Source organism: Pantoea sp. X-Soil-TKNS-1279 (assembly GCF_059730565.1).
In genome coordinates this window covers 3,168,874-3,193,571 of the sequence record NZ_AP035948.1, presented here as the reverse complement: position 1 = coordinate 3,193,571, position 24,698 = coordinate 3,168,874, and the positions used below count along the sequence as shown (strand labels likewise).

The 24,698-nt window shown below is 54.8% G+C and carries 22 protein-coding genes; 11 read left to right on the top strand and 11 right to left on the bottom strand.

Translation table 11 applies throughout. The features are described from left to right. Positions 1 to 32 precede the first annotated feature (32 nt). On the bottom strand, positions 33 to 926 hold the full coding sequence (locus tag AC6I8N_RS14930) for an oxidoreductase (protein WP_497829378.1): 894 nt from the start codon (positions 924 to 926) through the stop codon (positions 33 to 35). A 228-nt stretch (positions 927 to 1,154) separates the two neighbouring features. On the opposite strand from AC6I8N_RS14930, the gene AC6I8N_RS14925 reads away from it, so the two are divergent. Further along, entirely contained in the window at positions 1,155 to 1,937 is a 783-nt protein-coding gene (locus tag AC6I8N_RS14925; RefSeq protein ID WP_415175168.1) for a DUF3750 domain-containing protein, read from the top strand. A 16-nt stretch (positions 1,938 to 1,953) separates the two neighbouring features. On the opposite strand, the gene AC6I8N_RS14920 is transcribed toward AC6I8N_RS14925, so the two are convergent. From AC6I8N_RS14920 to ppk1, 6 genes are all read right to left on the bottom strand, one after another. Beyond that, a complete protein-coding gene (locus AC6I8N_RS14920) occupies positions 1,954 to 2,133 on the bottom strand; it encodes a GDFGVC terminal motif YodC-like protein (RefSeq protein ID WP_021184335.1) in 180 nt (59 codons plus the stop codon). 76 nt (positions 2,134 to 2,209) lie between these two features. After that, entirely contained in the window at positions 2,210 to 3,643 is a 1,434-nt protein-coding gene (mgtE, locus tag AC6I8N_RS14915) for a magnesium transporter (protein ID WP_497829377.1), read from the bottom strand. A gap of 119 nt (positions 3,644 to 3,762) precedes the next feature. Continuing rightward, a complete protein-coding gene (locus AC6I8N_RS14910; protein ID WP_036626450.1) occupies positions 3,763 to 3,948 on the bottom strand; it encodes a YfgG family protein in 186 nt (61 codons plus the stop codon). A 193-nt stretch (positions 3,949 to 4,141) separates the two neighbouring features. Continuing rightward, the gene (gene tehB / locus AC6I8N_RS14905) at positions 4,142 to 4,741 is read right to left on the bottom strand and encodes a tellurite resistance methyltransferase TehB (RefSeq protein ID WP_021184331.1); all 600 of its coding nucleotides are present in this window, start codon (positions 4,739 to 4,741) and stop codon (positions 4,142 to 4,144) included. 12 nt (positions 4,742 to 4,753) lie between these two features. Beyond that, the gene (gene ppx / locus AC6I8N_RS14900) at positions 4,754 to 6,277 is read right to left on the bottom strand and encodes an exopolyphosphatase (RefSeq protein ID WP_021184330.1); all 1,524 of its coding nucleotides are present in this window, start codon (positions 6,275 to 6,277) and stop codon (positions 4,754 to 4,756) included. Between the two features lie 5 nt (positions 6,278 to 6,282). Continuing rightward, on the bottom strand, positions 6,283 to 8,343 hold the full coding sequence (gene ppk1, locus AC6I8N_RS14895) for a polyphosphate kinase 1 (protein WP_208723829.1): 2,061 nt from the start codon (positions 8,341 to 8,343) through the stop codon (positions 6,283 to 6,285). Positions 8,344 to 8,525: 182 nt separating this feature from the next. Here ppk1 and AC6I8N_RS14890 point away from each other — a divergent pair, with 182 nt between their 5' ends. From AC6I8N_RS14890 to pstB, 3 genes are read left to right on the top strand one after another with little or no spacing between them, the layout of a single operon-like run. Further along, positions 8,526 to 10,607 (top strand): ABC transporter permease subunit, encoded by a 2,082-nt coding sequence (locus tag AC6I8N_RS14890; RefSeq protein ID WP_497829376.1) that lies wholly within the window; start codon positions 8,526 to 8,528, stop codon positions 10,605 to 10,607. Continuing rightward, positions 10,604 to 12,202 carry a phosphate ABC transporter permease PstA gene (gene pstA / locus AC6I8N_RS14885; RefSeq protein WP_497829375.1) on the top strand — a complete coding sequence of 533 codons (1,599 nt, stop codon included), beginning with the start codon at positions 10,604 to 10,606 and terminating at the stop codon, positions 12,200 to 12,202. Before AC6I8N_RS14890 ends, pstA begins: the two co-directional genes overlap by 4 nt. Before the next feature lie 12 nt (positions 12,203 to 12,214). Next, a complete protein-coding gene (pstB, locus tag AC6I8N_RS14880; protein WP_208723832.1) occupies positions 12,215 to 12,982 on the top strand; it encodes a phosphate ABC transporter ATP-binding protein PstB in 768 nt (255 codons plus the stop codon). A 101-nt stretch (positions 12,983 to 13,083) separates the two neighbouring features. Here pstB and purN read toward each other — a convergent pair whose 3' ends face one another. Both purN and purM read right to left on the bottom strand, forming a co-directional pair. Beyond that, complete coding sequence (gene purN, locus AC6I8N_RS14875; RefSeq protein ID WP_021184325.1) at positions 13,084 to 13,722, bottom strand: phosphoribosylglycinamide formyltransferase; 639 nt, start codon at positions 13,720 to 13,722, stop codon at positions 13,084 to 13,086. Continuing rightward, on the bottom strand, positions 13,719 to 14,759 hold the full coding sequence (gene purM / locus AC6I8N_RS14870) for a phosphoribosylformylglycinamidine cyclo-ligase (RefSeq protein WP_013510051.1): 1,041 nt from the start codon (positions 14,757 to 14,759) through the stop codon (positions 13,719 to 13,721). Before purM ends, purN begins: the two co-directional genes overlap by 4 nt. Positions 14,760 to 15,000: 241 nt before the next feature. Here purM and upp point away from each other — a divergent pair, with 241 nt between their 5' ends. The 3 genes from upp to hda all read left to right on the top strand — a co-directional run bounded on the left by upp (position 15,001) and on the right by hda (position 17,777). Further along, the gene (upp, locus tag AC6I8N_RS14865) at positions 15,001 to 15,627 is read left to right on the top strand and encodes a uracil phosphoribosyltransferase (RefSeq protein WP_021184323.1); all 627 of its coding nucleotides are present in this window, start codon (positions 15,001 to 15,003) and stop codon (positions 15,625 to 15,627) included. Positions 15,628 to 15,698: 71 nt separating this feature from the next. Further along, the gene (gene uraA, locus AC6I8N_RS14860; RefSeq protein WP_208723836.1) at positions 15,699 to 16,982 is read left to right on the top strand and encodes a uracil permease; all 1,284 of its coding nucleotides are present in this window, start codon (positions 15,699 to 15,701) and stop codon (positions 16,980 to 16,982) included. An 87-nt stretch (positions 16,983 to 17,069) separates the two neighbouring features. After that, a complete protein-coding gene (hda, locus tag AC6I8N_RS14855; protein ID WP_021184321.1) occupies positions 17,070 to 17,777 on the top strand; it encodes a DnaA inactivator Hda in 708 nt (235 codons plus the stop codon). Here hda and arsC read toward each other — a convergent pair. Continuing rightward, positions 17,774 to 18,121, bottom strand: a complete 348-nt coding sequence (gene arsC / locus AC6I8N_RS14850; protein WP_497829374.1) for an arsenate reductase (glutaredoxin) — start codon at positions 18,119 to 18,121, stop codon at positions 17,774 to 17,776. The genes hda and arsC overlap by 4 nt on opposite strands. Positions 18,122 to 18,123: 2 nt before the next feature. Next, positions 18,124 to 19,590, bottom strand: a complete 1,467-nt coding sequence (gene bepA / locus AC6I8N_RS14845; protein ID WP_021184319.1) for a beta-barrel assembly-enhancing protease — start codon at positions 19,588 to 19,590, stop codon at positions 18,124 to 18,126. A 706-nt stretch (positions 19,591 to 20,296) separates the two neighbouring features. Here bepA and AC6I8N_RS14840 point away from each other — a divergent pair. The 4 genes from AC6I8N_RS14840 (at position 20,297) to AC6I8N_RS14825 (ending at position 24,672) form a co-directional block, all read left to right on the top strand. Continuing rightward, on the top strand, positions 20,297 to 20,902 hold the full coding sequence (locus AC6I8N_RS14840; RefSeq protein ID WP_036626447.1) for a DsrE family protein: 606 nt from the start codon (positions 20,297 to 20,299) through the stop codon (positions 20,900 to 20,902). 34 nt (positions 20,903 to 20,936) lie between these two features. Continuing rightward, the gene (locus AC6I8N_RS14835) at positions 20,937 to 21,545 is read left to right on the top strand and encodes a DsrE family protein (protein ID WP_021184315.1); all 609 of its coding nucleotides are present in this window, start codon (positions 20,937 to 20,939) and stop codon (positions 21,543 to 21,545) included. 372 nt (positions 21,546 to 21,917) lie between these two features. Then, positions 21,918 to 23,510 carry a sensor domain-containing diguanylate cyclase gene (locus AC6I8N_RS14830; protein WP_497829373.1) on the top strand — a complete coding sequence of 531 codons (1,593 nt, stop codon included), beginning with the start codon at positions 21,918 to 21,920 and terminating at the stop codon, positions 23,508 to 23,510. 103 nt (positions 23,511 to 23,613) lie between these two features. After that, on the top strand, positions 23,614 to 24,672 hold the full coding sequence (locus tag AC6I8N_RS14825) for an AI-2E family transporter (RefSeq protein WP_021184307.1): 1,059 nt from the start codon (positions 23,614 to 23,616) through the stop codon (positions 24,670 to 24,672). The last annotated feature ends 26 nt before the right edge of the window (positions 24,673 to 24,698 follow it).

Below are 24,698 nucleotides of genomic sequence, written 5' to 3'. Positions count from 1 at the left end.
GAGCCCGCATTATTGCGGGCTTTTTTGTTTCATCAACCCGGTCCGTCACTGCCCGCCGCCAGCAGCGGCACCACCACATCGCTAATCGGGGTAGCGATACCGTGGACACGGCCATAGCGCTGTACGACGCCGTTGCGGATGTCCCATTCCAGCGGGCGATCGGCCTGGCGATCCGCCAGAATCGAGGTGCCTAAATCCACCGGTGCACGATGGAAGCCATCGACAATCTCCTGTGGCACCGCATCACTCAGATTCGCGCCTTCTGCGCGTGCTACCGACAGACATTCGCGCAGATACGCCAGCGCCAGTTCAGTGATATCAGGACGCGAAAACATTCCGGCACGACGATTTGCCAGCACCATCAACCCGGCGACCGCGTTCTGCAATAACTTACGCCAGGCAATCGATTTAAAATCGTCTGAGATATCGACCTGACAGCGGGTATCGCGCAACGCGGTCACTACCAGGTGGGCCTGCGGGGTCGCCGGCAGAGTCAGGCGGGGTTTGGCGCGCAGCCACACCGAGGCGTCAGGTTCACGTTGCGCAGGGAACCACACCACTGAGGGCAGAACCGTGGCACCTGCGACAAAGGGGGCTAACTGTGTTGGCTGTTCAACACCGTTTTGCAGCGCGCAGACGACCGTCTGTTCGTGGCATAACGCAGTCAGCCAGGGTGCGGTGGCTGCAATCTGCGTCGTTTTGACAGCGACGAAAACCAGATCGAAGGGCGCTGCTACTGCCGCCGGATTTGTCAGTACCGGGCCAGGCACAATGATGTTGCCTTCATCGGTACGCAGCTCCAGTTGCGGATGAGCCGTGCGTCCAAAAATGGTTGGCGTGCGTCCCACCTCATGCAGTACTGCCGCAATGGTGGTGCCAATGGCACCGGGGCCAATCAGCGCAACAGTGGGATTTTCGTTTTTCATTATGATTACCCTTTTATGAATTTGATGGTCACCCATACTGCATGGTAATGATGACAAAATAACGTAGCAGACTTTTAATTCTCCATCGTCAGCGCCTCCTTACGTAGTGTCACAATCATCCACGCCAACCAGCACCGCTTGAATATCCCACCGCATAGTTAGTGAATACAAACTCACCATTTCGTTGCAAGATAATCAGACGTTTTTTTCACCAACAGGATTTCCTTAATGCTGCCATTGAAAGCCGTTGTCTTCACGTTTTTATGTGTTGTGTTGCTCTCGCTGGGAGCCAGTCTGGCGCAGGCTAACCGCAGCGGTGAGCTCTCCAGCGAACGCGGGGGCTGGTGGTCGGCACGGCGAGATTCTGCTGGCATCGCCCCCGATCCGCGCGTCTATGCTGCACAAGCCATTGTTCAGGTCTATGCCGCCCCCACCTATGGCTGGAAAGGGGCGGTGGCGGTCCATCCGTGGATTATTTTTAAACGCGCTGGAGAAACACAGTACAACCGCTATGAAGTGATCAGTTGGGGGAGTGACGATAAAGTGCGGCACAACGCCAATCTCCCCGATGGCTACTGGTATGGTGCACGGCCAAGATTGCTGGTCGATCATCGCGGGGCGGCAGCGCAGGCGATGATTCCGCAGATTGAAGCCGCGATCAAATCCTATCCCTGGCCGCAGACCTACCATGCCTGGCCGGGCCCGAACAGCAACACCTTCCTTGCTCATATTGGTCGTGAAGTACCGGCACTGGCGCTGGATTTGCCTGCCAACGCGGTCGGCAAAGATTATCGCCCTTTATGGCGGCCAATCGGGTTGCCGCCATCGGGGCGTGGGATTCAGGTATCAGTGCTGGGGGTGGCGGGGGTGACTCTCGGCGCGGAAGAAGGGTTTGAACTCAATATTCTGGGGTTGAATATGGGGCTGGATTTTACCCCATTGCGTCTGCGACTGCCTTTTATTGGCGGCATTGGCAGCGACAACGTGCAGCAGGATAATCCGCCGGGCTAATCCCCGGCGAAGCCCATCAACACACGCCGAAGTCACCGTCTTCGTGATAGAGATTGACGGTGTCGGCTTTGATCGCAATTTCCTTTTTGGTGGCATCATCAATTCGGGCGCACCACAGGGTATCGCCGTCAACGCGTAGCACCAACATTTTTGGACCACCGGTTTTCGACTGCACAAAATCATCCACGTTAAACATCGTATTCTCCTGCGAGGTTAAGGTATGGCTGATTCTAGCTGGCAGATAGCGCCCCTGCGCATTAGGTTGTGCGAAATTACGTGTGCAACAAAAACAGGGTGGCGAGGCCGAGGAAAATAAAGAATCCGCCGGTATCGGTGATGGCGGTAATCAGCACGCTGGAGCCGACCGCCGGATCACGTTTCAGCTTGGTCATAATGAGCGGGATCAGCACCCCCATCAGCGCGGCCAGCAGCAGGTTCAGCACCATCGCCAGCATCATAACGCCACCTAACGCCAGATTATCGTACATCATCCAGGTGACGGCCCCCATGATGCCGCCCCAGAACACGCCGTTAAGCAGCGCAACACCCAGCTCACGTATAATCAGAAACGAAAAGTTGCCCGGCTCCACCTGATGCAGCGCCAGTGCGCGCACAATCATGGTGATGGTCTGATTGCCGGTGTTGCCGCCAATGCCGGCGACAATCGGCATCAGGGTAGCCAATGCCACCAGTTGTGAAATGGTTTCTTCAAACAGGCCGATAACGCGGGATGCAACGAAAGCGGTGCAGAGGTTAATCGCCAGCCATGCCCAGCGCTTGCTCACTGCTTTGCGTACTGGCGCGAAGACATCCTCCTCCTGACTGATACCGCCCATTTTACGGATATTGCTCTCATTCTCTTCATTGACGAGGTCAATCACGTCTTCAACGATAACGCGGCCGATCAGCTTGCCTTTGGCGTCGGTAACGGCGGCAGAAATCAGGTTATAACGCTCAAACGCGCCAGCGGCATCTTCGGCTTTATCATTGAGCTGGAAGGTGGTCGGCGTGGCATTCATCACCGCGTCCACCCGCGTTTCTGGCGGATTGAGCAGGATGGTGGTGAGTGGCAGTTCACCCAGCAGTTGATTGGTTTTATCCGTGATAAACAGCTTATCGGTACCATCCGGCATGGTCTGACGTCGGCGCAGAAAGCGTTGTACGGTGCCGAGGGTGACATCGGCGCGCACCGTCAGAATGTTGAAATCCATAATACGACCAACCCGATCGCGATCGAACTCCACCACGCTGAGAACATGGGCGCGTTGGCTGGGATCGAGGGTGGTCAACAGACGGCCGGTAAGATCACGCGGCAGATAACGCGCCAGATAAGCCTGATCGTCAATATCCAGCGGCTGGATCGCGCGCAGAATTTCGCGATCGGTCATGCTTTCCGTCAGACTGGCCCAGACGGTTTCGGACGCTTCCACCAACACCCGACCGCGCTGTTCACAGGGCACTAAGCGCCACAACGCCTGGCGTTCCTCCTGCGGCAGCGCCTCAAGAATATCGGCCAAATCCGCGGCGTGCAGCATCTGCAAATCGCCTTCCAACTGATGACGCCACTCGCTGATTTCTTTCAGTTTGCTGGCAGGCAGGTCAACCGACTTATCCAGCAGGACATCAACCAGGTCGTGTTGCGTGAGCAGCAGGTTAAGAATGCGATGGCGGGTTTCAGTCAGTTGTTGCGCGGGCGTGGCAGACATAACGCGTCCTTTGTGTCTGTAAATGTCAGTTCGAAGTGTAGTGCGTTACGGGTAAACAGGACGTAACAAACATCATCGTCGCAATGGACAATGTGGCGGCGCAGTGACTCGCAAATTCCTTAACGCGTGTCGTTACTGCTTTGTGTCACCGGATCAGATGTGGCTTTCTTTTGCTGATGATGCTCAATGGCACCAGGGATGGTAAAAATCAGACGGCCAACCAAAATAAAAAAACTGATCAGCAAAACAATACGTGTCATCGAACCGGTTTTGGGACGTCTTCGTGCGGGGAAAGCGTTATTCACGCGGGGTGTTTCCTGTTGATACCCTTCTGGGCGATTGCAACATTTAGTCATACTTAGATCGCTAAATCAATCGCTGGGTGAAAAATGAGCAGAAAAGGTTAAAAATACCCACCCAACACGTAGCGGCGCGATTTATCGCGCAATTTCGTGCGCGTTGCAGGAAAAACCCGCGCGATAAATCGCGCCGCTACGGTCAGTAACTTGCCTTTTGTGCCAGCAACGTGGCGAAACGGCAGCGGATGCGCTGGCCGTTTTCATCACGGCGATGCAACTCACCCACATGTTCGTTGTATTTCACGATATGCCAGTTGCGATAGTAGTGGCTCAGTTCGCCGGATTTAAAGGTGAACGGGAAATCCAGCGGGTTGGGATAGTCATCGGTACTCATCGCCGCGACGATCAGGTTATAGCCATATTTCACCGTGCTGGCCTGCATATCAGCAATCAACTGCGGGATGCTCTGCGGTTGCAGGAACATCATCACCACGGTGGACAGCACCAGCTGATACTCGCCGTTGAAGCGCACCTGATTCAGATCACAGGACTCAGCGCGGATATTTTGCAGCTGCTCCTCATGGATAATCTGCTGCAACCGCGCCAGACTCTGCGGATTGCTGTCCCAGCCGGTCACATCAAAGCCCTGCTGGTTGAGAAACAGGCTGTTGCGGCCCTGGCCGCACCCCAAATCCAGCGCTTTACCGGGCGTTAATTTGGGCAGCGCTTCCAGCACTTCCGAATGCGGTGGTGTCAGGCCATATTTTTCCGCGAAATAGTTGTCAGGACGAATGCTCATAGTAACCCGCGTTTACTCCTCTTGCAGAATCAGGTTCCAACCGGTCACTTCATTCCAGTAGCTTTGCTCGCGCTCCAGATCCAACTGCACCAATGTATTCTGGCTAAAGTAGCCAGACGGGAAGGTGAGCGTCCAGTGGCCGTCATCGGTGGACAATTTCAGCGAATCCGGACGCGTGGTCGCCTGGCGCTGATTGTTCAGCAGGGTGCCGAGACGCAGCAGGAAAACCAACGGTAAGAATTGCTTCTTTTTAAACAGGGTGAAGCGCGGCATCTCATCCATCTTCACCGCTTTACGATGGAAGCGTACCAGCATCGCCAGCAGCATCTGTTGATCCTGGTTAAAGCCCGGCATGTTGGTGTTTTGCAGGATATAGGCCGAATGGCGCTGCATACCGCTATGGTTAATGGTCAGCCCGACTTCATGCAGCAGCGCCGCCCATTTCAGCAGGGCAGAAAGCTGCGGGTTAGCCAGTTTGGGATTCTGATCGAGCCATTGCAGATAAAGTTGTTCAGTGGTTTCCAACACGCGGCGAGCCTGATCGCTGTCGATAGCGTAGTGGTTTGCCAGACTCTGGGCGGTGCGGCTACGAATGTCCTGATGACGGAAGCGACCTTCCATTTCATACAGCACGCCTTCGCGCAGCGCACCATCCGACAGACGCAGCTCGCGAATGGCCAGCGCATCAAACACGCCACACAAAATCGCCAGGCCCGGAACAAACACCACTTTGCGCTCTTCGGACAAGCCCGGCAGGCTGAGTGCAGCAAAGGATTTGTGCTTGATCACCTCGCTGTACAACTGGTCCAGCCGTTCCGGGGTAATCAGTTTCTCTTTCTCGCCCATCGCCAGCAGCACTTCGCAGGCCGCTTTGATGGTTCCTGATGCGCCCAGCGCATACTGCCAGCCATGCAGGCGATATTGCCACGACAGGGTTTCCAGCTTCTGTGCTGCTGCCAGACGGGCGCGACGAAAGTTTTCCGGCGAGATTTCCCCTTTCGGGAAGTAGAGCTGGGCAAAGCTGACGCATCCCATTCGGCGGCTTTCCACCAGTTGTGGCTCAAAATCTTCGCCAATCACCAGCTCAGTCGAACCACCGCCGATATCAATGACCAGCTTGCGGCCTTTCTCCGGCTGGGTGTGCTCCACACCCATAAAGATCAGACGTGCTTCCTCATTCCCCGAGATCACCTCAATCGGGTATGGAATGACGTCGGCCGCGCGTTGCAAAAACTCTTCCGCATTGATGGCCTGACGCAGCGTATGCGTCCCGACGATAGTTACGTTGGCTGGACTGAATCCCTGTAAACGCTCGGCAAATAACGCCAGGCAATTCAGCCCGCGTTGAATGGCTTCTTCGCTCAGCCGATTTTGTGCATCCAGCCCATCGGCCAGATGCACGCGTTGCTTGAGGCGTCCCAACACCTGCATGGCGCCATCCACCACACGGGCAATCACCATATGGAAACTGTTGGAGCCAAGGTCGATGGCCGCAAACTCCTGAGGCTTTGGCGTACTCTTATGGGATATTGGCATAGGAATTATTCAGGTTGTTCCAGTTGCTTGATGTAATCGTAAATCGCCAGTTGCGAGCGCACTTTTCTGCGGTTGCCGCGCGGCACATAACGGTTACTCAGTTCTTTGTCCACGATACGGGCTTTAACTGTATCGCTAAACAGGATGGCGATGATATCCAGCACGCGCTGTTTCAGACGCGGGTCGAGGATCGACACGGCCACTTCAATACGGTAATCGATGTTACGTGTCATCCAATCCGCAGAGGAGAGGAACACTTTTTTATCGCCGCCGCTTTCGAAAATATAGACGCGGTCATGCTCAAGGTAGCGGTCAACGATGCTAATCACGCGAATATTTTCGCTGATACCCGGTAAATCGGGGATCAGCGAGCACATGCCGCGTACCAGCAGGTTCACTTTCACCCCCGCCGCTGAAGCAGCATACAACCGATCCACCAACCCGTTATCTACCAGGTTATTAATTTTCAGCGTAATGCCCGCTGGAATTCCCTGCTGCACGTTGGCAATTTCGTTATCAATCAATTGATAAAGCATATTGCGCGAATTTTGCGGTGAAACCATTAAATGGTCGAAACTCACCGGGCGATAAGGGTTTTCAATAAAGTTAAACACCCGACGCACTTCGTTGGTGATACGAGCATCCGCCGTCAGCAAAGAGTAGTCAGTATAAAGGCGTGCGGTCTTCTCGTTAAAGTTACCGGTGCCGATATGCGCGTAGCGCACAATCTCTTCCCCTTCGCGACGCGAAATCAGGAACAGCTTGGCGTGAATTTTCAGACCCGGCGCAGAGAAGATAACGTGGACGCCAGCTTCGGTCAGACGCTTGGCCCAGTGGATGTTGGCTTCTTCATCGAAACGCGCCTGTAACTCCACCACCACCGTCACTTTTTTGCCGTTGTAGGCGGCGTGGATCATCGCATCCATGATGCGTGAGTTCTTGGCTACTCGGTAGATGTTGATTTTGATCGCCAGCACGCTCGGGTCGAAAGACGCCTGACGCAGCAGTTCCAGCACATGCTCAAAGGTATGATACGGATAGTAGAGCAGCACATCGCGGTTACGAATCGCATCAAAGCCGTTGCGGAAGCCATCAAAACCGATGTGGCGGATCTGCGGCAACGGGCGATTTTCCAGATTGCTTTTGCCCTCATTCGGGAAGCTAATAAAATCTTTAAAGTTGTGGTAACGGCCACCCGGCACCACCGAATCGTAGTTGGAGATGGAAAGTTTATGGCGCAGCATCTCCACCATTTCATCTGGCATATCCCGTTGATACACGAAGCGCACCGGCTCCGCATTCAGACGCTGCTTCAGGCTGGAAGACATCAATTCCAGCAGGCTGGATTCCATCTCCGTGACCAGATCGTACTCAGCATCACGCGTCATCTTCATCGAATAGGCGTTCAGCGCATCATAGTCGTAGAAGCCTTTAAAGATATCATCAAGGCAATAACGAAGGATATTATCCAACAGGATCATCGGTTTACGACGACGTGGCGACTCAGCAGGCAGGTTAACGAAGCGTGGCACTTTATCGGACGGAATCTCCAGCAGTGCGTAGCGTTTATCGTCCCCACGAATAATTTCTACCGCCAGGTAGGTGTAATCATCTTTCAGGAATTCGATTAAGTCGGTGTCGTGATTGACCAGAATTGGCGTGATGTGCTGACGCAGTTGATGCTTGAAATAGTAACGTAACCATACCTGCTGGTTGGGTGACAGTTGGCGTTCGTTAATCAGGAAGATCTGATTACGCGCCATTTCCAGCAGCAGATCGTTATACAGCGCATCAAATTCCTGGTCAGACTTCAGTACCCGTTGTTGAATCTTCTTCAGCAGGTGGCGTGGCGTGCTGGGTGAACCTTGTTCTTCCCCAATCAGAATGCGGCGTTTTAAATCGGCAAAGCGAACTTTATAAAATTCATCAAGGTTGTTCGAATAGATCCCGAGGAAACGCATACGTTCAATCAGCGGGTTACTTTTGTCCGCTGCTTCCTGTAACACGCGTTCGTTGAACGATAACCAGCTTAATTCTTTTTCTATATACAGCTTTTCCTGACCCATTCTGACTCCGTGATGCTGTTGCTGGACGGGATGCCCGGCGAAAAGGCGCGATTGCGCTGTTTCGCACAGTCTCCCTCACCATTATGGCGAGAGTATGGCAGGCTTGTCCAACGCCAACAGTTGTCTTATCAATCAGCTACGGGCAACATAGCGGCTTGTCTACGAGCCTAACCCTGATCTGCATGAGCATAACAAGCATTCCCGTCCACTTTAGCGATAACCGCCGCCGTGCCATTGACCGGTGGGTTAAGCGTATCGTCACCGCTTGCGGTGTGGGAATTCTGCTATTGATGTTACTGCTGTTCTTCTGGTTAATCTGGGTCGTATTACCCCTTTTTAGCACGCCAGGTGTGCAGGTGGTTGCCAGTCAACAGCTGTGGGACAAAGCCCCAGTGTTGGCGATGGGCAGTGATGGGCCGCTTGGTTGGCGTATCAGCCGTAACGAAGCACGTTTTATTCCGCTGGATGGACAACCTGCCGGACCTGCGCTGGCGTTGCAGGGCAAACCGGATGGGGTAGCGCAGAGCGCCGATCATCACAGCCTGCTGCTAAATATGCAGGGCGATCTACTGCTGATGCAGCCGGTTAACGGCGAATGGCGCTTTCCACTCGGCGATCGTCCGTTACATCTTCCCCAGGGGGCGGTGTCGCACATGGCGCTGGCTACGCTCACGGACAACCAATGGCGGATTGCAGCGCAAACCGCTGCCGGAATTGTTCTCCTGACACTGGATAACTCAAACCGCGTTGGTCAAATTCTTCTGCCGCAGCAGCAGGCCGATCGCCTGTTGCTCTCACCCGATGGCAGCGTGCTGTATACCAGCGAAGGCCGCCTGTTGCGCGTCTGGCAAGTCAGCGCGGAGGGTGCGCAATTGCGCGAAACGCAAACCCTGACGGAGAAACCGCAAAGCCTGCATCTGTTGGCTGGGGGGCGTACCTTATTGATTCAGGATACGCGCGGCGTCAGCCAGTGGTTTGCCATTGCCGGGCCGCAGGGGCCGCGTTTACAGGAAATACGCACCTTCAATGCCAGCGCGGGCGCGAGCTTAATTGTCACTGAGTCCCAGCGCCGCGTATTCGCCACCCTGAATGCGGCAGGCGAGGTTAGCTTGTTTGCCAGCAAACAGCCGGGACCGATTGTCACCCGCAAACTGGCTCCCGGCGTTCAGGCGGCTGCGTTCTCTCCACGCGGTGACACGCTGCTGCTGGAGCGGGCAGGGCAATGGCAGCGTCTGCGCCTCGACGATCCCTGGCCGGATTTTAGTTGGCGTAATTTGTGGCAAAAAATCTGGTACGAAAACTACCCGCAGCCCGATTGGGTGTGGCAATCCACCGCCGCAGGGGACAGCTATCAGGCGAAATTTAGTCTGATGCCGCTGGTGATTGGCACGTTGAAAGCGGCCAGCCTGGCGCTGCTGTTTGCTACGCCGCTGGCGCTGGCAGCGGCGATGTATACCGCATGGTTTATGACGCCGGGTTTGCGTCGTTGGGTCAAGCCGGGCATTGAGATGATGGGGGCTCTGCCGAGCGTGGTCATCGGTTTGATTGCCGGGATCTGGCTGGCACCGCACATCAGCAATGCGTTGATTGGCGTGCTGTTACTGCCACTGGTGCTGGCAGCGACCTTGCTGTTATGTGGCCTGTTAAGCCCGCGTCTGCCCGCACGCTGGCGTCAGCCGGGCTACGAAGTGTTGTTATTGCTGCCGATATTGCTGGCCGTCACCCTGTTCACGCTGTGGCTACCCACTTATATCTGGCCAAATATCGGGGAGCGTCTGGCCCATTATGAGCAACGCAACCTGCTGGTGGCCGCGCTGGCGATGGGATTTGCGCTGGTACCGCTGATCTTTACCTTAGCGGAAGATGCCTTGTTCAGTGTGCCGCTCTCACTGGGGCAAGGGTCGCTGGCATTGGGGGCGACACCGTGGCAAACCCTGACGCGGGTGGTGCTGCCGGGGGCTTCAGCGGGTATTTTTGCCGCATTGATGATCGGTTTTGGTCGGGCGTTGGGTGAAACCATGATCGTCCTGATGGCGACCGGCAATACGCCGGTGAGCGAAGGTGGCTTGTTTGCCGGGCTGCGCGCGTTGTCAGCCAATATCGCCATTGAGATGCCGGAGGCGGCAGCAGGGAGCGCCCATTATCGTATCTTGTTCCTTAGCGCGCTGATTCTGCTGATTTTTACCCTGATTATTAACACGGTGGCGGAGGTCATTCGTCAGCGTCTGCGCCAGCGTTTCAGCCAGCATGAGGGGCAGGGATGAAGGCGATGCGCCAAAATGATCGCTGGCGCTGGCTGACCGCCGGTGCGGTGGCCGTCTGCCTGTTGGCATTTACCTTGCTGATTGGGCTGCTGGCCTGGCAGGGTATGCGCGCCTTCTGGCCCCAGCCAGTCGATCAATATCAGTTCCAGCCACCCGATGGTGAACCGGTGAAGCTGCTGGGCGAGACAGTGCAGCGCCAGCAGCATGGCAGCGGCTGGCGTTATGTGGTGAAAACCGGTAATCGTGATTTTGCTCCGCCTGATTTCCGCGTCATTGACAGCCAAAACCAGGCCGAAATTCGTCAGCCGCCGGATGTGATGGTGTTGCAGCGGCGCAGCGGCGGGAATGCTTACGGCTGGTTTATCGAATTGCGTGAAAATAATGAAGTGCTGACGGCGCGCGATCGCGATGCGCTGCTGCATCAACGTTTAAAAGCGGCACATGAGCAGCTTCGTCAGGCGAGCCAGATCCGGCGTATTGATATGGCGCGTCTCAATGCCCAGTTGGAAAACCTGCAACAACAGGCGGAAGAGCAGCAACGCAAAGGGGTGTTCAGTGCGCGGCGGCAATCTGAATACGATGCCAACAGCACCGCGCTGCAACGGCGTTTTAGTGCCCTGGCTAATAAACTGAGCCAGCTGCAAAGTGAAAGCCAGCGGGATGTGCTGGTGCTGCGCGATGTGCAGGGGCAGGAGCATGTGATTCCGTTGGCGCAAATTGTCGCGGCCTGGTACCCGAATAGCATGAGCTTCGGACAGAAAGTGCAGCATTTCTTCAGCCAGGTGTGGCAATTCGTCAGCAATAATCCGGCGGCGGGCGAAAGCGAAAGTGGCGCGCTACCGGCAATTTTTGGCACCGTGCTGATGGTACTGCTGATGTCGGTCATCGTTATGCCGCTTGGCGTGGTGGCGGCACTCTGGCTGCATGAATATGCTGGACGTAATGCTCTGACCCGGCTGGTACGAATTGCGGTGGTCAATCTGGCGGGTGTGCCATCGATTGTGTACGGCGTGTTTGGCCTTGGCTTTTTTGTCTGGCTGATTGGCGGCACTATCGACCAATTGTTTTACTCACGCGCACTGCCAAACCCGACATTTGGCACCCCGGGTTTGTTATGGGCGGCGCTGACGCTGGCGTTGCTGACGTTGCCGGTGGTGATCGTCGCCACCGAGGAAGGATTATCACGCATTCCGGACAGCCTGCGACAGGGATCGCTGGCGCTGGGAGCCACTCAGGCGGAAACCCTGTGGCGCGTGGTGTTGCCACTGGCAGTGCCAGCGATGTTGACCGGTTTGATTCTGGCGGTCGCGCGTGCGGCCGGGGAAACCGCCCCATTGATGCTGGTTGGCGTGGTGAAGATGGTGCCGGAACTCCCGGTGGACGCGGTATTTCCGTATTTACATCTTGACCGCAAGTTTATGCACCTCGGTTTTCAGATTTACGATCTGGCATTTCAAAGCCCGAATATCGACGCTGACCGCCCGCTGGTTTATGCCACCGCCCTGTTGCTGGTGGTAATTATCCTGTCGCTCAACCTGCTGGCGATGGTGTTGCGCCACCGCCTGCGTGAGCGTTACCGGCTTATGACGCATTAAAAGGTTCTCCACATGACCCCTGATTACGACATTGCCCTCAAGGTTAATCAGCTTTCGCTGTGGTATGGCGAGCGCCAGGCGCTGAATAACATTGACCTGCAACTGCCGAAGAACCATATCACGGCGCTGATCGGCCCTTCCGGCTGTGGCAAATCGACGTTGCTGCGTTGTTTTAATCGCATGAATGATGTGATTGATGGTAGCCGCATGGAAGGGGAGATTTGGCTGGGGCAGCATGCCATTATGCAACCGGAGCAGGATCTGGCTGCACTGCGTCGCCGTGTCGGCATGGTGTTTCAGCGACCTAACCCGTTCCCCAAATCAATTTATGAAAACGTGGTGTATGGCCTGCGTTTGCAAGGGGTGCGTGACCGCCGGATATTGAATGAAGCCTGCGAACGTGCGCTACGCGCGGCGGCGTTATGGAGTGAAGTGAAAGATCAGCTGGGGCAAAACGCGTTAACCCTCTCGACCGGTCAACAGCAACGGTTGGTGATTGCACGCGCGATCGCCATTGAACCGGAAGTCTTATTGCTGGACGAGCCAACTTCCGCGCTCGATCCCATCTCCACGCTGGTGATTGAAGAATTAATGACGACGCTCAAGCAGCATTTCACGCTGGTGCTGGTAACGCACAACATGCAGCAGGCGGCGCGCGTGTCCGATTACACCGCGTTTATGCATAACGGGCAGTTGGTGGAGTTTGATGAGACGGATCGGATCTTCACTTCACCGCAAGCGCGGCGTACGGAAGATTACATTACCGGTCGATTTGGTTGAGGAAAATACAAAGAACAAGCGCGATAAATCGCGCCGCTACGGAGGGTTGCAAATACGGTAGCGGCGCGATTTATCGCGCGAAGTCAGTATTGAATCTGAGATCAATCGTGAGCGTAGCCCTGCGGTGGCAGCGGTTGATCATCCAGCCAGGCCGCACCCTCGCGCATCTGCAAACGTCCTTCCACAAACCAGCTAATCACCAGCGGATAGATGGCGTGTTCCTGGTGCTGCACGCGGGCGGTAACATCCTCTTCCGTATCATCGGCAAACACCGGTACGCGCGCCTGTAAAATAATCGGCCCGCCATCCAGTTCATCGGTGACGAAATGCACCGAAGTACCATGCTCTGCGTCGCCATTCTCCAGTGCCTGACGATGGGTATGCAGGCCGGGATATTTTGGCAACAGGGAAGGGTGGATATTGACCAGACGGTCATGATAATGCGCGACAAATGCCTGGCTGAGGATACGCATATATCCCGCCAGCACCACCAAGTCAGGGGCGTAAGCATCAATCTCCTGCATCAGCTGGCGATCAAAGGCGTCACGGTCAGCGAATTGACTGGCAGCCAGCGCATGAGTCGGCACACCGGCTTCCTGCGCACGGGTTAACCCCAGCGCCGAGGATTTATTACTGAAAACGGCAGCCACGCTGCCGTTAATACGCCCGCTTGCGCAGGCGTCAAGGATGGACTGAAGATTGCTGCCGTTGCCGGAGATCAGTACAACCAGTTTTTTCATGGGTTGATAACCACACGCTCTTCAGAATCAGACGCTTTGATCACACCAATCTTCCACGCCTGCTCACCTGCGTCAGTCATCAGCTGTACCGCTTTATCAGCTTCGGCTGCGCTCAGCGCAATCACCATGCCCACGCCACAGTTAAAGGTGCGGTACATTTCGTGACGGCTAACATTACCAGCCTGCTGCAACCAGTTGAACACTGCCGGCCACTGCCAGCTGCTTTCTTCCAGCACCGCCTGAGTGTTATCCGGCAGTACGCGCGGAATGTTTTCCCAGAAGCCACCACCGGTCAGGTGCGCAATGGCGTGCACATCAACCTGTTCGATCAGGCTCAGGATGTTTTTCACGTAAATGCGGGTCGGTGCCAGCAGATGATCGGCTAGCGGTTTGCCTTCCAGCTGTTTGGTTTCCGGGTTAGTCTGGCTGACTTCCAGGATCTTACGTACCAGCGAGTAACCGTTAGAGTGCGGGCCACTGGAACCCAGCGCGATCAGAACATCGCCATCCTGCACTTTCGAGCCGTCGATGATCTCTGATTTTTCCACCACGCCGACGCAGAAACCCGCCACGTCGTAATCTTCGCCGTGATACATGCCAGGCATCTCTGCGGTTTCACCGCCAACCAGCGCACAGCCTGATTGCAAACAACCTTCAGCGATACCGGTGATCACCGAGGAAGCGGTGTCGACATCCAGTTTGCCGGTGGCATAGTAGTCGAGGAAGAACAGCGGCTCAGCGCCTTGCACCACCAGATCGTTCACGCACATCGCCACCAGATCGATACCGATGCTGTCATGGCGCTTAAGATCCATCGCCAGACGCAGCTTGGTGCCGACGCCGTCGGTGCCGGAGACCAGCACTGGCTCGCGGTATTTCTGCGGCAGCGCACAAAGCGCGCCAAAGCCCCCCAGTCCACCCATCACTTCCGGGCGGCGGGTCTTTTTCACTACGCCTTTAATGCGGTCAACCAGAGCGTTACCTGCGTCAATATCAACACCGGCGTCTTTGTAGCTGAGAGAGGTCTTGTCGGTCACTGCGGAATCCCCACGCGAGTTGCGGTTGGTGGTTAAAATAAAGCGGCGTAATTCTACCAGCGCAGGCAAACGTTTGCGAGTCCCATCTCACGCCCACTTTGCACGGCATCGCTTTTTCGCTAATCCTTAATCTCAGATGCTGGAAGGCGTTGTATTGACCAATGACATATGGCGTAGCAGGAAAAAGGCGGTATAATCCCGCGATTTTTTTTTAGCTCAACTCAATTCCGGGAGAACAATCATGAAGATCGTGGAAGTCAAACACCCGCTGGTCAAACATAAACTGGGCCTGATGCGTGAGCATGATGTCAGTACTAAACGCTTCCGCGAACTGGCGTCAGAAGTTGGCAGCCTGCTGACTTATGAAGCCACTGCCGACCTGGCAACCGAGCGCGTTACGATTGAAGGCTGGAATGGCCCGGTAGAAATCGAACAAATCAAAGGCAAAAAAATTACCGTCGTACCGATTCTGCGTGCCGGTCTGGGCATGATGGAAGGCGTGCTGGAACACGTACCGAGCGCGCGTATCAGCGTGGTCGGCGTTTACCGTGATGAAGAGACGCTGGAGCCGGTACCGTACTTCCAGAAACTGGTTTCCAACATCGAAGAGCGCATGGCGCTGGTGGTGGATCCAATGCTGGCAACCGGCGGCTCGATGATCGCGACTATCGACCTGCTGAAAAAAGCCGGTTGTAACAGCATCAAGGTGCTGGTGCTGGTGGCGGCACCGGAAGGTATTGCCGCGCTGGAAAAAGCGCATCCGGATGTTGAACTCTATACCGCTTCAATCGACAAAGGCCTGAACGAGAAGGGATACATTATTCCTGGTCTCGGCGATGCCGGCGACAAGATTTTCGGAACCAAATAAATAAAGCAGCCGGCCAGAGAGTCGGCTTTTTTTTGGCAAAAATGCACCACACAACTCAAGGGGATCACTGAATGACTCGTCGCGCCATCGGCGTTAGCGAACGACCGCCGCTACTCAAAACCATTCCACTCAGTCTGCAACATCTGTTCGCCATGTTTGGCGCAACCGTGCTGGTGCCGATTTTGTTTCACATCAACCCGGCCACGGTGCTGCTGTTTAACGGGGTAGGGACGCTGCTGTATCTCTTCATCTGTAAAGGGAAAATCCCGGCTTATCTCGGCTCCAGCTTCGCCTTTATTTCTCCGGTGCTGCTGCTGTTACCGTTGGGCTATGAAGTCGCGCTGGGCGGCTTCATCCTCTGCGGTTTCCTGTTCTGTGTTGTTGCCCTGATAGTGAAAAAGGCGGGCACCGGCTGGCTGGACGTGATGTTCCCGCCTGCGGCAATGGGTGCGATTGTGGCGGTGATCGGCCTTGAGCTGGCGGGCGTGGCGGCCAATATGGCTGGTCTGCTGCCTGCTGAGGGCACCTCACCTGATGGCACCACCGTGTTTATTTCGCTGGTGACGCTGGGTGTTACCGTGTTTGGCTCCGTGCTGTTCCGTGGCTTCTTTGCCATTATCCCGATTCTGATTGGTGTGCTGGTTGGCTACGCGCTTTCTTCTTTTATGGGCATCGTAAACTGGGCGTCGGTTGAGAATGCGCCGTGGTTTGCACTGCCGACGTTCTATACGCCACGTTTTGAGTGGGCGGCGATGTTGACCATTCTGCCTGCGGCGCTGGTGGTAATCGCCGAGCACGTTGGTCACCTGGTGGTGACGGCGAATATCGTGAAAAAAGATCTGATCCGCGATCCGGGCCTGCATCGTTCCATGTTCGCCAACGGCCTTTCCACCATGATCTCCGGTTTCTTTGGTTCAACCCCCAACACCACCTACGGTGAGAACATCGGCGTCATGGCGATCACCCGTGTCTACAGCACCTGGGTGATCGGCGGGGCGGCAATCCTGGCGATTCTGCTCTCCTGCGTCGGCAAACTGGCCGCCGCGATTCAGGCGATTCCGGTGCCAGTGATGGGTGGCGTGTCACTGCTGCTGTACGGGGTGATCGGTGCTTCAGGTATTCGTGTGCTGATTGAATCCAAAGTGGATTACAACAAAGCGCAGAATCTGATCCTCACTTCGGTAATCCTGATCATCGGCGTCAGCGGTGCCAAAGTGCATATCGGTGCCGCCGAGCTGAAAGGTATGGCGCTGGCGACCATTGTTGGCGTGGCACTCAGCCTGATCTTCCGCGTAATCAGCTTGTTACGTCCGGAAGAAGTGGTTCTGGATGCTGAAGAGCAACGCGAACCCTAAGCGCGTTTGCCGGGCAGGGAAGCCCGGTTCATCTCTGGCAAGGATCGTGATAGACTTGCCCCGTTTTCTGCCCGTTCATACGCTGAGGTGCTTCTGAACACGCCGGCACAGCTTTCACTGCCACTTTACTTACCTGATGACGAAACCTTTGCCAGCTTTTGGCCTGGGGAAAATCCGTCCCTGTTAGCCGCACTTCAGGGTGCGCTGGTGCAACAACACGGCAGCTATCTCTATTTCTGGTCGCGCGAAGGTGGTGGCCGCAGCCATCTGCTGCACGCTGCTTGTGCCGAAATGTCGGCACGCGGTGAAGCGGTCGGCTATGTCCCACTGGACAAACGCACCTGGTTCGTACCGGAAGTGCTGGAAGGGATGGAGCATCTGGCACTGGTGTGCATCGATAATATCGAGTGCATCGCCGGGGACGCCGAGTGGGAGATGGCGATCTTTGATCTCTATAACCGCATTCTGGAAATCGGCAAAACCCGTCTGTTGATCACCGGCGATCGCCCGCCGCGCCAGCTCAATCTCGGGTTGCCGGATCTGGCATCACGTCTCGACTGGGGCCAGATTTACCGTTTACAGCCATTGTCGGATGACGACAAGTTGCAGGCGATGCAATTGCGTGCCGGGATCCGCGGCTTTGAATTGCCGGAGGATGTCGGGCGTTTCCTGTTGAAACGCCTCGACCGCGAAATGCGTACTTTGTTTGAAACCCTGGATCGACTGGATCGCGCCTCCATCAGCGCGCAGCGTAAACTCACCATTCCCTTTGTTAAAGAAGCGCTGGGGCTTTAAATAATCTCCAGCACCGCTTCGGGCGGGCGGCCAAGGCACGCCTGTTCACCGTTGATCACAATCGGGCGCTCGATCAGTTTGGGATGCTCAACCAGCGCCTGGATCAGCTGATCCTCGCTAAGACCGGGTTCAGCTAACCCCAGCGATTTATACTGATCTTCTTTGCGGCGCATCAGCTCGCGTGCACTCGTCATACCCAGTTTTTTCAGCAACGCTTTCAGCGTTTGCGCATCAGGCGGTGTTTCCAGATACAGCACCACGTCCGGCTGCACTCCCTGCTGTTGCAGCAGCGCCAGCGTCTCGCGGCTCTTGCTGCAACGTGGATTATGATAAATGGTCACCATGATTAAGATCCTTTTTGATACTGTTGGAAGCGTTTTTGCAGCTCTCTGAATTGATCAATGCGCGCGTCATAACGCGCCTGTTTCAGGCTACCGAGCGGTACCTGGGCGCTGGCGCTGCTAAGCGCTCTGATCGCCTGATCCATCTGACCATTTAACGCCAGGCCCTCCGCGCGTGCCGACAACTCCTCATCCTGTAAACCCTGGGCTGCCGATGCCTGCGCCAGCAGATCCCAGCCGTTAGGATCGTTGGGATTCGACCAGGTATAACGATGAAGAATACGGCTGGCATTGGCCGGTTGTTTGGCTTCGACATAGGCATTGGCGAGGTTGAGCTGAATCACCGGATTGCTGTTGCTGCCCTTGGCGCTGCTCAACATCTTGATGGCCTGTTGTGGCTGATTCAGACCGATGTCGATATCGCTCATGATATCGAGAAACCAGACATTATCCGGTTGTTTAGTCAGCATCGGGGAGATGATTTTCTTCGCGTTTTCAAAGCTTTTCGCCTGTAAAAACTGCACCGCTTTGCCGTATTGCGAAGCCTGCTGTTCGCGGGTATTACCCTTGGCGTATTGATCGAGCAGGTCATCTGTCAGTTGGTTTTGACCGGTGGAATACATGCCAAGTGCGCGTACCTTCGCCATATAAAAATCCTGCGATGATTGCACCACCACCGGTCGCATCTGGTTCGCGCGGTTGCGCGCATCCGCCAGGCGGCTATCGGGCAGGGGGTGAGTCAGCAGAATTTCCGGGGGTTTGGAGGAGAAGCGGCTCTGGTCAGCCAGTTTTTGCAGGAAATTTGGCATCGCCTGGGGATCAAACCCGGCACGCTGCAACACCTGAATGCCGATGCGATCGGCCTCCTGTTCATTCGCTTGCGTAAAGCTGATCATACCCTGTTGGGTTCCGGCGAGGGTACCCATTAACCCGGCCATACCCGCTTGCGGGTTAGCAATAGCCAGCAGAATCGAGCCAAGCGCACCGACCCAGGTCAGCGGTGCATTGCGTTTTTGCTCTTCCATCGCACGCGCCAGATGGCGCTGGGTGACGTGCGAAATTTCATGCGCCATCACCGATGCCAGCTGGCTTTCATTATCGGTAAAGCGGAACAGCGCCGAGTGCAGCACCACGTTGCCACCGAAGAAGGCGAAGGCGTTCAGCTCATCATTCTGGATCAGATAAAAATGAAACGGTGTACGCACCGAATCGGCGTGCGCCACCAGCCGCTGTCCGAGTTGATTGATATATTGATTTAACAGCGGATCGTTGATCAGTGGTGCACTGGCCCGCAGCTGTCGTACATAGAAATCACCGATCTGTAATTCCTGGTTAATCGACAGCGTTGCGCCTGCTGTGGTGCCAATATCGGGCAGAGAGTCGCTCACGTCAGCCCTGACGCTCAGCACTGGCGTGAGAAGCAGCGCAGGAATAAGGGCTGCCAGCGCTGATTTTTTCAACCGGTTAAACATGCCTTGATCCTGTAAAAAGTGTCCGGAAATTGGACCGTTAAGTGGTGCAAATGTTCTGTAAAGCCATTCAGTTAACGCACATTCGTAGCGGCGCGATTTATCGCGCAGTTTTGAAAGACGCGCGATAAATCGCGCCGCTACCAATGTTGGGATGATTGTTTATCTTAACCACCCGCAGCATACAAGCAAGCAAAGCAGGGGGATGTGATGAATGCAAAATGTTGCTGTTGCCTGTTGATAAAAGCAGCAAAAATTTGAATAAAGCGACCTGGACGCCAGCAGGCTGTTTTCGGTTGGCTCAGATTAAAGATTGGTAAAGTTACTCAAAATTATTGAACCTGGCATAAGTTTTTCCAGGTTTTCTCTGAAAAACAAGCTATCTAAGCCCGAACTGGCCCATTTTATTCATCGACATTCTTTATCATGCCGCAAAAGGTTAAATGCGGCACTGTACATTAAGACGGCCATATTTTAAGTCGGTGTTTGTCATGACAATGCCTGTTACCGGCAAAACTTCCGACCAGCTATTTTTCAACTCCTCGCTCAGGCTCCATCAAGGTTGTTATTCAATTAGTCTCGCTAATTATTTTTCCTGCAAGTAAACCGTGCGCGGGCAGTAAATCCGCCTGCTTTAGGCGTTGTCCTGGTGTGGTATAGATAACGTACTTTGTTCAAACGGACTTTCCATGCCTGCCGGAGTGTCTCTATGCGTACTGCTGTCTCCTGGGCCCTGATCGCGATTGTTGGGGGTTTTGTCGGTGCTGTCGTCAGCAGAAGCGATGACATCTATCAACGTGTAATGAACCACTTTTCTGCTCCACCAGCGGACCCGGAAGGTTTCTGGAGTACCCCAGGTATCGAAGGGTACGGCAAGATCCATTACGAAGCCGATGCCGCTTTTAAACCTGTGCCTGGACTGAGCAACAAGATCGTCTTTCAGCTCACTAAAAACGAAGGTGATATTGCCCGGCCTAATCTCGGCCTTGAGCGCGTAGCAAGGGTGGTTAATCTCTACATCGCCTCGGGCGTACCGGCCGATCAGCTGCATTTTGTGGTATCGGTCACCGGAGATGCCACCCCGGCGATGCTGGATAACACGCATTTCAAACAATTTTATGGCACCGATAACCCCAATCTGCCGCTGATTGCGGAGTTGAACAAGCAAGGGGTAAAGGTGTCGGTGTGCGATCAGTCGGTGGCGTTTCATCATTATCCCAATGACTGGATCGATAAATCGGTGATTCACGCGCTCTCCAGCCCGACCACGGTGTCGACGCTGCAAAATCAGGGTTATGCGTGGTTGCAAATGTAAACAGGCATTTTGATGATGGTTGAGGAGAAGTGAAATGCGTCCAGCGACATACATTGTTGTGGCAGCACTGGCCGGTTTTGTTGGCGGCAATGTGCTCCAGATTCCCGATATGGTCGATAAATTCAGCGACCGCTTTGCGGATAAGAAAACCGAACCGGCCGATTTCTGGAGCACGCCAGCAATCGCGGGTTACGGCAAGATCCACTTTGTTGACACGCCTGCATACAATCCGGCCAGCACGCCTGGTTTGAGCAATAAAATCGTGTTCCAGATTAACCGCAGTGAGGGGGATATTCGCCAGCCAAATCTCGGGCTGGAGCGGGTGGCACGGGTAACGAATCTTTATTACGCTGCCGGTGTGCCGTTGGAGCAACTGAACTTTGTGGTGTCGATCAATAGCGATGCAGTCCCCGCAGCGCTGAACAATGAACAGTTCCGCAAAGCCTACGGCGTGGATAACCCTAACCTGAAGTTGATCAGCGAACTGGAAAAAGCCGGGGTCAAGGTATCGATTTGCGATCAGTCGGTGGCTTTCCATCAACTGGAGCGTGAATGGATTGACCCGATGGTGACGCATACCCTCTCCAGCGGCACCACCGTGGCGACGCTGCAAAACGAAGGTTATGCCTTCCTGATGCTGTAATTTTCCCCAGACGGCAGCATGCGCTGCTGTCATCTTGTTCGTTCTTCAGCGGGTTGACTCAGGCTGCTGACCCCGATTTGCTACAACTGCACGTCGGAATGGGCTAACTAGGGCACCCAGTCGAAAGCCATCGCGAAATTTTGTGCGATTGACGATTATCCCGGACCGTTTCCCTTTTACGATATAAACGGATTAATTGACTAATTAGCGCCAGATAAAAGCAAAAGAATTGAGGTGTCGGCGGGATGCTTAGTGCTCAAATTGGGTTGTGGGTGTACAATTCTCCGTTACCTCACCAGGGTAAGTACGTCCAACAATAACAAGACTGCCAGGCACACCAATGATGAACAGACTCCTGATGGCGGGTGCGCCATGTTAACGCGCATCTGGCCTAAAACTGATCTGCGCACGCTAATCATGCTGCTGGCGATCACCAGTATTGTTATCACGCTCGCTAATGCGTTGTACGCAACATGGCGGGTGCAACGCATGGTCCTGATCGAAAGCACCCTCGAAGCCAATCGCGCTTATGCCACCAAACTGGCTTCCACCACTGAAGTCTTCTTTCAACTGGCTGAATCACAGTTGCACTACAGCGCGACAAAACTGGGCAATGATTTTGATAACTCTGAGCTGGCTCAGGAAGAGGTGAATCGCCTGCGCGAGCAAACCAACAGCTTCAACTCGGTGGCGATAGTCGATACCGATGGCGTAGTGAAAGCCATTTCACCGGAATCGATGATGTTAAAAGGTATGCATCTCACCAGTCAGGCATCGCGTGAAGCCCTGGCGAAACGCCAACCTATGGTCAGTAAACCGACGCTTTCGGTAGCGAATAACCTGATTGTGTTTATTTCCTGGCCAATCTGGAGCAACGATGGACGCTATCTGGGCTACATTGGCGGCACGATTTATCTGAAAAAGAAAAGTATTCTCAATGCGTTACTCGGCGAGCAGTTTTATCGCGATGGCACGCATGTCTATGTATTGGATCGTAATGACCAGGTGCTGTATCACCAGAACAGTCAACTGATTGGTAAAACGGTACCGGGGATTATCAGTGACCAGGAGCGTCAGAATCGGACTAACGGTTCATTGCAATTGATGGATGAAGAGACATCGAAGTTGGCCGGTTATGCGATTGTGCCTACCACCGGCTGGATGGTGGTAGCGCTGAAACCGACCGACGTGACGCTGGCACCGCTCTCCGGCCTGTTGTTGAAAGTGTTGAAAAACTCGGTGCCTTTTGCGTTGTTAACCCTGCTGGCGGCAGTCATTCTTTCGCGTCTGATTGCCTTACCGCTGTGGCAATTGGCGCGTAAGGCCAGCCAGATGGATACCCAAAGCGTGTCCGGTGAGATCAATGGTATCCGCGCCTGGTACTTTGAAGCCGCGCAGGTTAAACGCGCGATGCTGACCGGTATCGGTCTGGTGCAGGATAAAATCGGACGGCTGAAATCCGAAGTCCAGACGGATCCGATGACAAATTTGCTTAACCGACGCGGCCTCGGTGCGGTGCTGGATTACTTCCTTGCCATGCGTCAGCCGTTTACAGTGCTGGCGCTGGATATTGATCACTTCAAACGGGTCAACGACAACTTTGGTCATGACGTGGGTGACGAGGTGATCAAAAAAGTGGCGCAGGCGTTGCGAAGCAGTGCTCGTCAGACCGATGTGGTTTGCCGTAATGGCGGCGAAGAGTTTTTGATGTTGCTGCCGGGGACTACGCCGGAAGAGGCGAGAATCATTGCCGAAAGGTTGCGTCAAAGCATTGCTGATAGCTGGATTGATGCGGTGGGGAATATCACCATCTCGGTGGGTATCGCGCTGTGGCAGCCGGACAACGGCTCACAGGAGCAGAGCCTGAAACAGGCCGATGCGGCCTTGTATCAGGCGAAAAATGCCGGACGAAATTGTGTGATGCTGGCCGGGCAGGATGCGCTGGTCAGTAGTATTACGCGTTAAAGAGACATTATGGATTTGTAGCGGCGCGATTTATCGCGCAGATTTTTCCCGTATAGTGCACGGGTTTGCGCGATAAATCGCACCGTTACGGGAAAGGAAAGGTATGCTGGCTCTGCTTATTCAATGGTACAGACGTCGCTTTAGCGATCCCCAGGCAATTGGCCTGGTGGCAATTTTGCTGGCGGCGTTTCTTATCCTCTTCTTCTTTAGTGGCTTGCTGGCCCCGCTGTTGGTGGCGCTGGTGCTGGCGTATCTGCTGGAGTGGCCAACAGTCCGTTTAGAGCGGGTGGGATGTAGCCGCACCTGGGCTTCCAGCATCGTGCTGGTGCTGTTCGGCGGTATCGTGCTGGTGATGGTGTTGATTGTTGCACCCGTCGCATGGCAGCAGGGCATCAACCTCACCCGCGATCTCCCCAATATGCTCAACAAACTTTACCTGTTTGCCGCCGGACTGCCGAAGCGTTATCCGGCACTGGTGGATGCGGGCATCATCGACATCGTGGTTGAAAACTTACGCAGCCGCCTGACCGGGCTAGGTGAGTCGCTGGTGAAATATTCACTGGCGTCGTTGGTTGGGCTGATGACGTTGATGATTTACCTGGTGCTGGTGCCGCTGATGGTGTTTTTCCTGTTGAAGGATAAAGAGCAGATGTTAAATGCGGTGCGTCGCGTATTGCCGCGCAACCGTGGCCTGGCAGGCGTGGTGTGGCAGGAGATGAACCAACAGATCACCAACTATATTCGCGGCAAAGTGCTGGAGATGGTGGCGGTGGGCGTGGTGAGCTGGCTGGCGTTTCTGCTGCTCGGCCTTAACTACGCGCTGCTGCTGGCGGTGCTGGTTGGGGTATCGGTCCTGATCCCTTATATCGGTGCGATGCTGGTGACCATCCCGGTCATTGGCGTGGGGCTGTTCCAGTGGGGCCTGGGCAGCGACTTCTGGACCATGTTTGTGGTTTATCTGGTGATTCAGGGGTTGGATGGTAACGTCCTGGTACCGATTCTGTTCTCGGAAGCGGTCAACCTGCACCCGCTGGTGATCATTCTGTCGGTCGTGATTTTCGGTGGGTTGTGGGGCTTCTGGGGCGTGTTCTTCGCCATCCCACTTGCTACGTTAATCAAAGCGGTGGTTCGGGCCTGGCCGGAAGAAACTATCGTGAATTAAAGAAAACGGGTGCGTGGTACGCACCC

Bases quoted from the DNA above. Each gene is read 5' to 3' on its own strand.
- AC6I8N_RS14930 (WP_497829378.1), bottom strand. From the start codon at position 926: ATGAAAAACGAAAATCCCACTGTTGCGCTGATTGGCCCCGGTGCCATT.
- AC6I8N_RS14925 (WP_415175168.1), top strand. From the start codon at position 1,155: ATGCTGCCATTGAAAGCCGTTGTCTTCACGTTTTTATGTGTTGTGTTG.
- AC6I8N_RS14920 (WP_021184335.1), bottom strand. From the start codon at position 2,133: ATGTTTAACGTGGATGATTTTGTGCAGTCGAAAACCGGTGGTCCAAAA.
- mgtE (WP_497829377.1), bottom strand. From the start codon at position 3,643: ATGTCTGCCACGCCCGCGCAACAACTGACTGAAACCCGCCATCGCATT.
- tehB (WP_021184331.1), bottom strand. From the start codon at position 4,741: ATGAGCATTCGTCCTGACAACTATTTCGCGGAAAAATATGGCCTGACA.
- ppx (WP_021184330.1), bottom strand. From the start codon at position 6,277: ATGCCAATATCCCATAAGAGTACGCCAAAGCCTCAGGAGTTTGCGGCC.
- ppk1 (WP_208723829.1), bottom strand. From the start codon at position 8,343: ATGGGTCAGGAAAAGCTGTATATAGAAAAAGAATTAAGCTGGTTATCG.
- AC6I8N_RS14890 (WP_497829376.1), top strand. From the start codon at position 8,526: ATGAGCATAACAAGCATTCCCGTCCACTTTAGCGATAACCGCCGCCGT.
- pstA (WP_497829375.1), top strand. From the start codon at position 10,604: ATGAAGGCGATGCGCCAAAATGATCGCTGGCGCTGGCTGACCGCCGGT.
- pstB (WP_208723832.1), top strand. From the start codon at position 12,215: ATGACCCCTGATTACGACATTGCCCTCAAGGTTAATCAGCTTTCGCTG.
- purN (WP_021184325.1), bottom strand. From the start codon at position 13,722: ATGAAAAAACTGGTTGTACTGATCTCCGGCAACGGCAGCAATCTTCAG.
- upp (WP_021184323.1), top strand. From the start codon at position 15,001: ATGAAGATCGTGGAAGTCAAACACCCGCTGGTCAAACATAAACTGGGC.
- uraA (WP_208723836.1), top strand. From the start codon at position 15,699: ATGACTCGTCGCGCCATCGGCGTTAGCGAACGACCGCCGCTACTCAAA.
- arsC (WP_497829374.1), bottom strand. From the start codon at position 18,121: ATGGTGACCATTTATCATAATCCACGTTGCAGCAAGAGCCGCGAGACG.
- bepA (WP_021184319.1), bottom strand. From the start codon at position 19,590: ATGTTTAACCGGTTGAAAAAATCAGCGCTGGCAGCCCTTATTCCTGCG.
- AC6I8N_RS14840 (WP_036626447.1), top strand. From the start codon at position 20,297: ATGCGTACTGCTGTCTCCTGGGCCCTGATCGCGATTGTTGGGGGTTTT.
- AC6I8N_RS14835 (WP_021184315.1), top strand. From the start codon at position 20,937: ATGCGTCCAGCGACATACATTGTTGTGGCAGCACTGGCCGGTTTTGTT.
- AC6I8N_RS14830 (WP_497829373.1), top strand. From the start codon at position 21,918: ATGTTAACGCGCATCTGGCCTAAAACTGATCTGCGCACGCTAATCATG.
- AC6I8N_RS14825 (WP_021184307.1), top strand. From the start codon at position 23,614: ATGCTGGCTCTGCTTATTCAATGGTACAGACGTCGCTTTAGCGATCCC.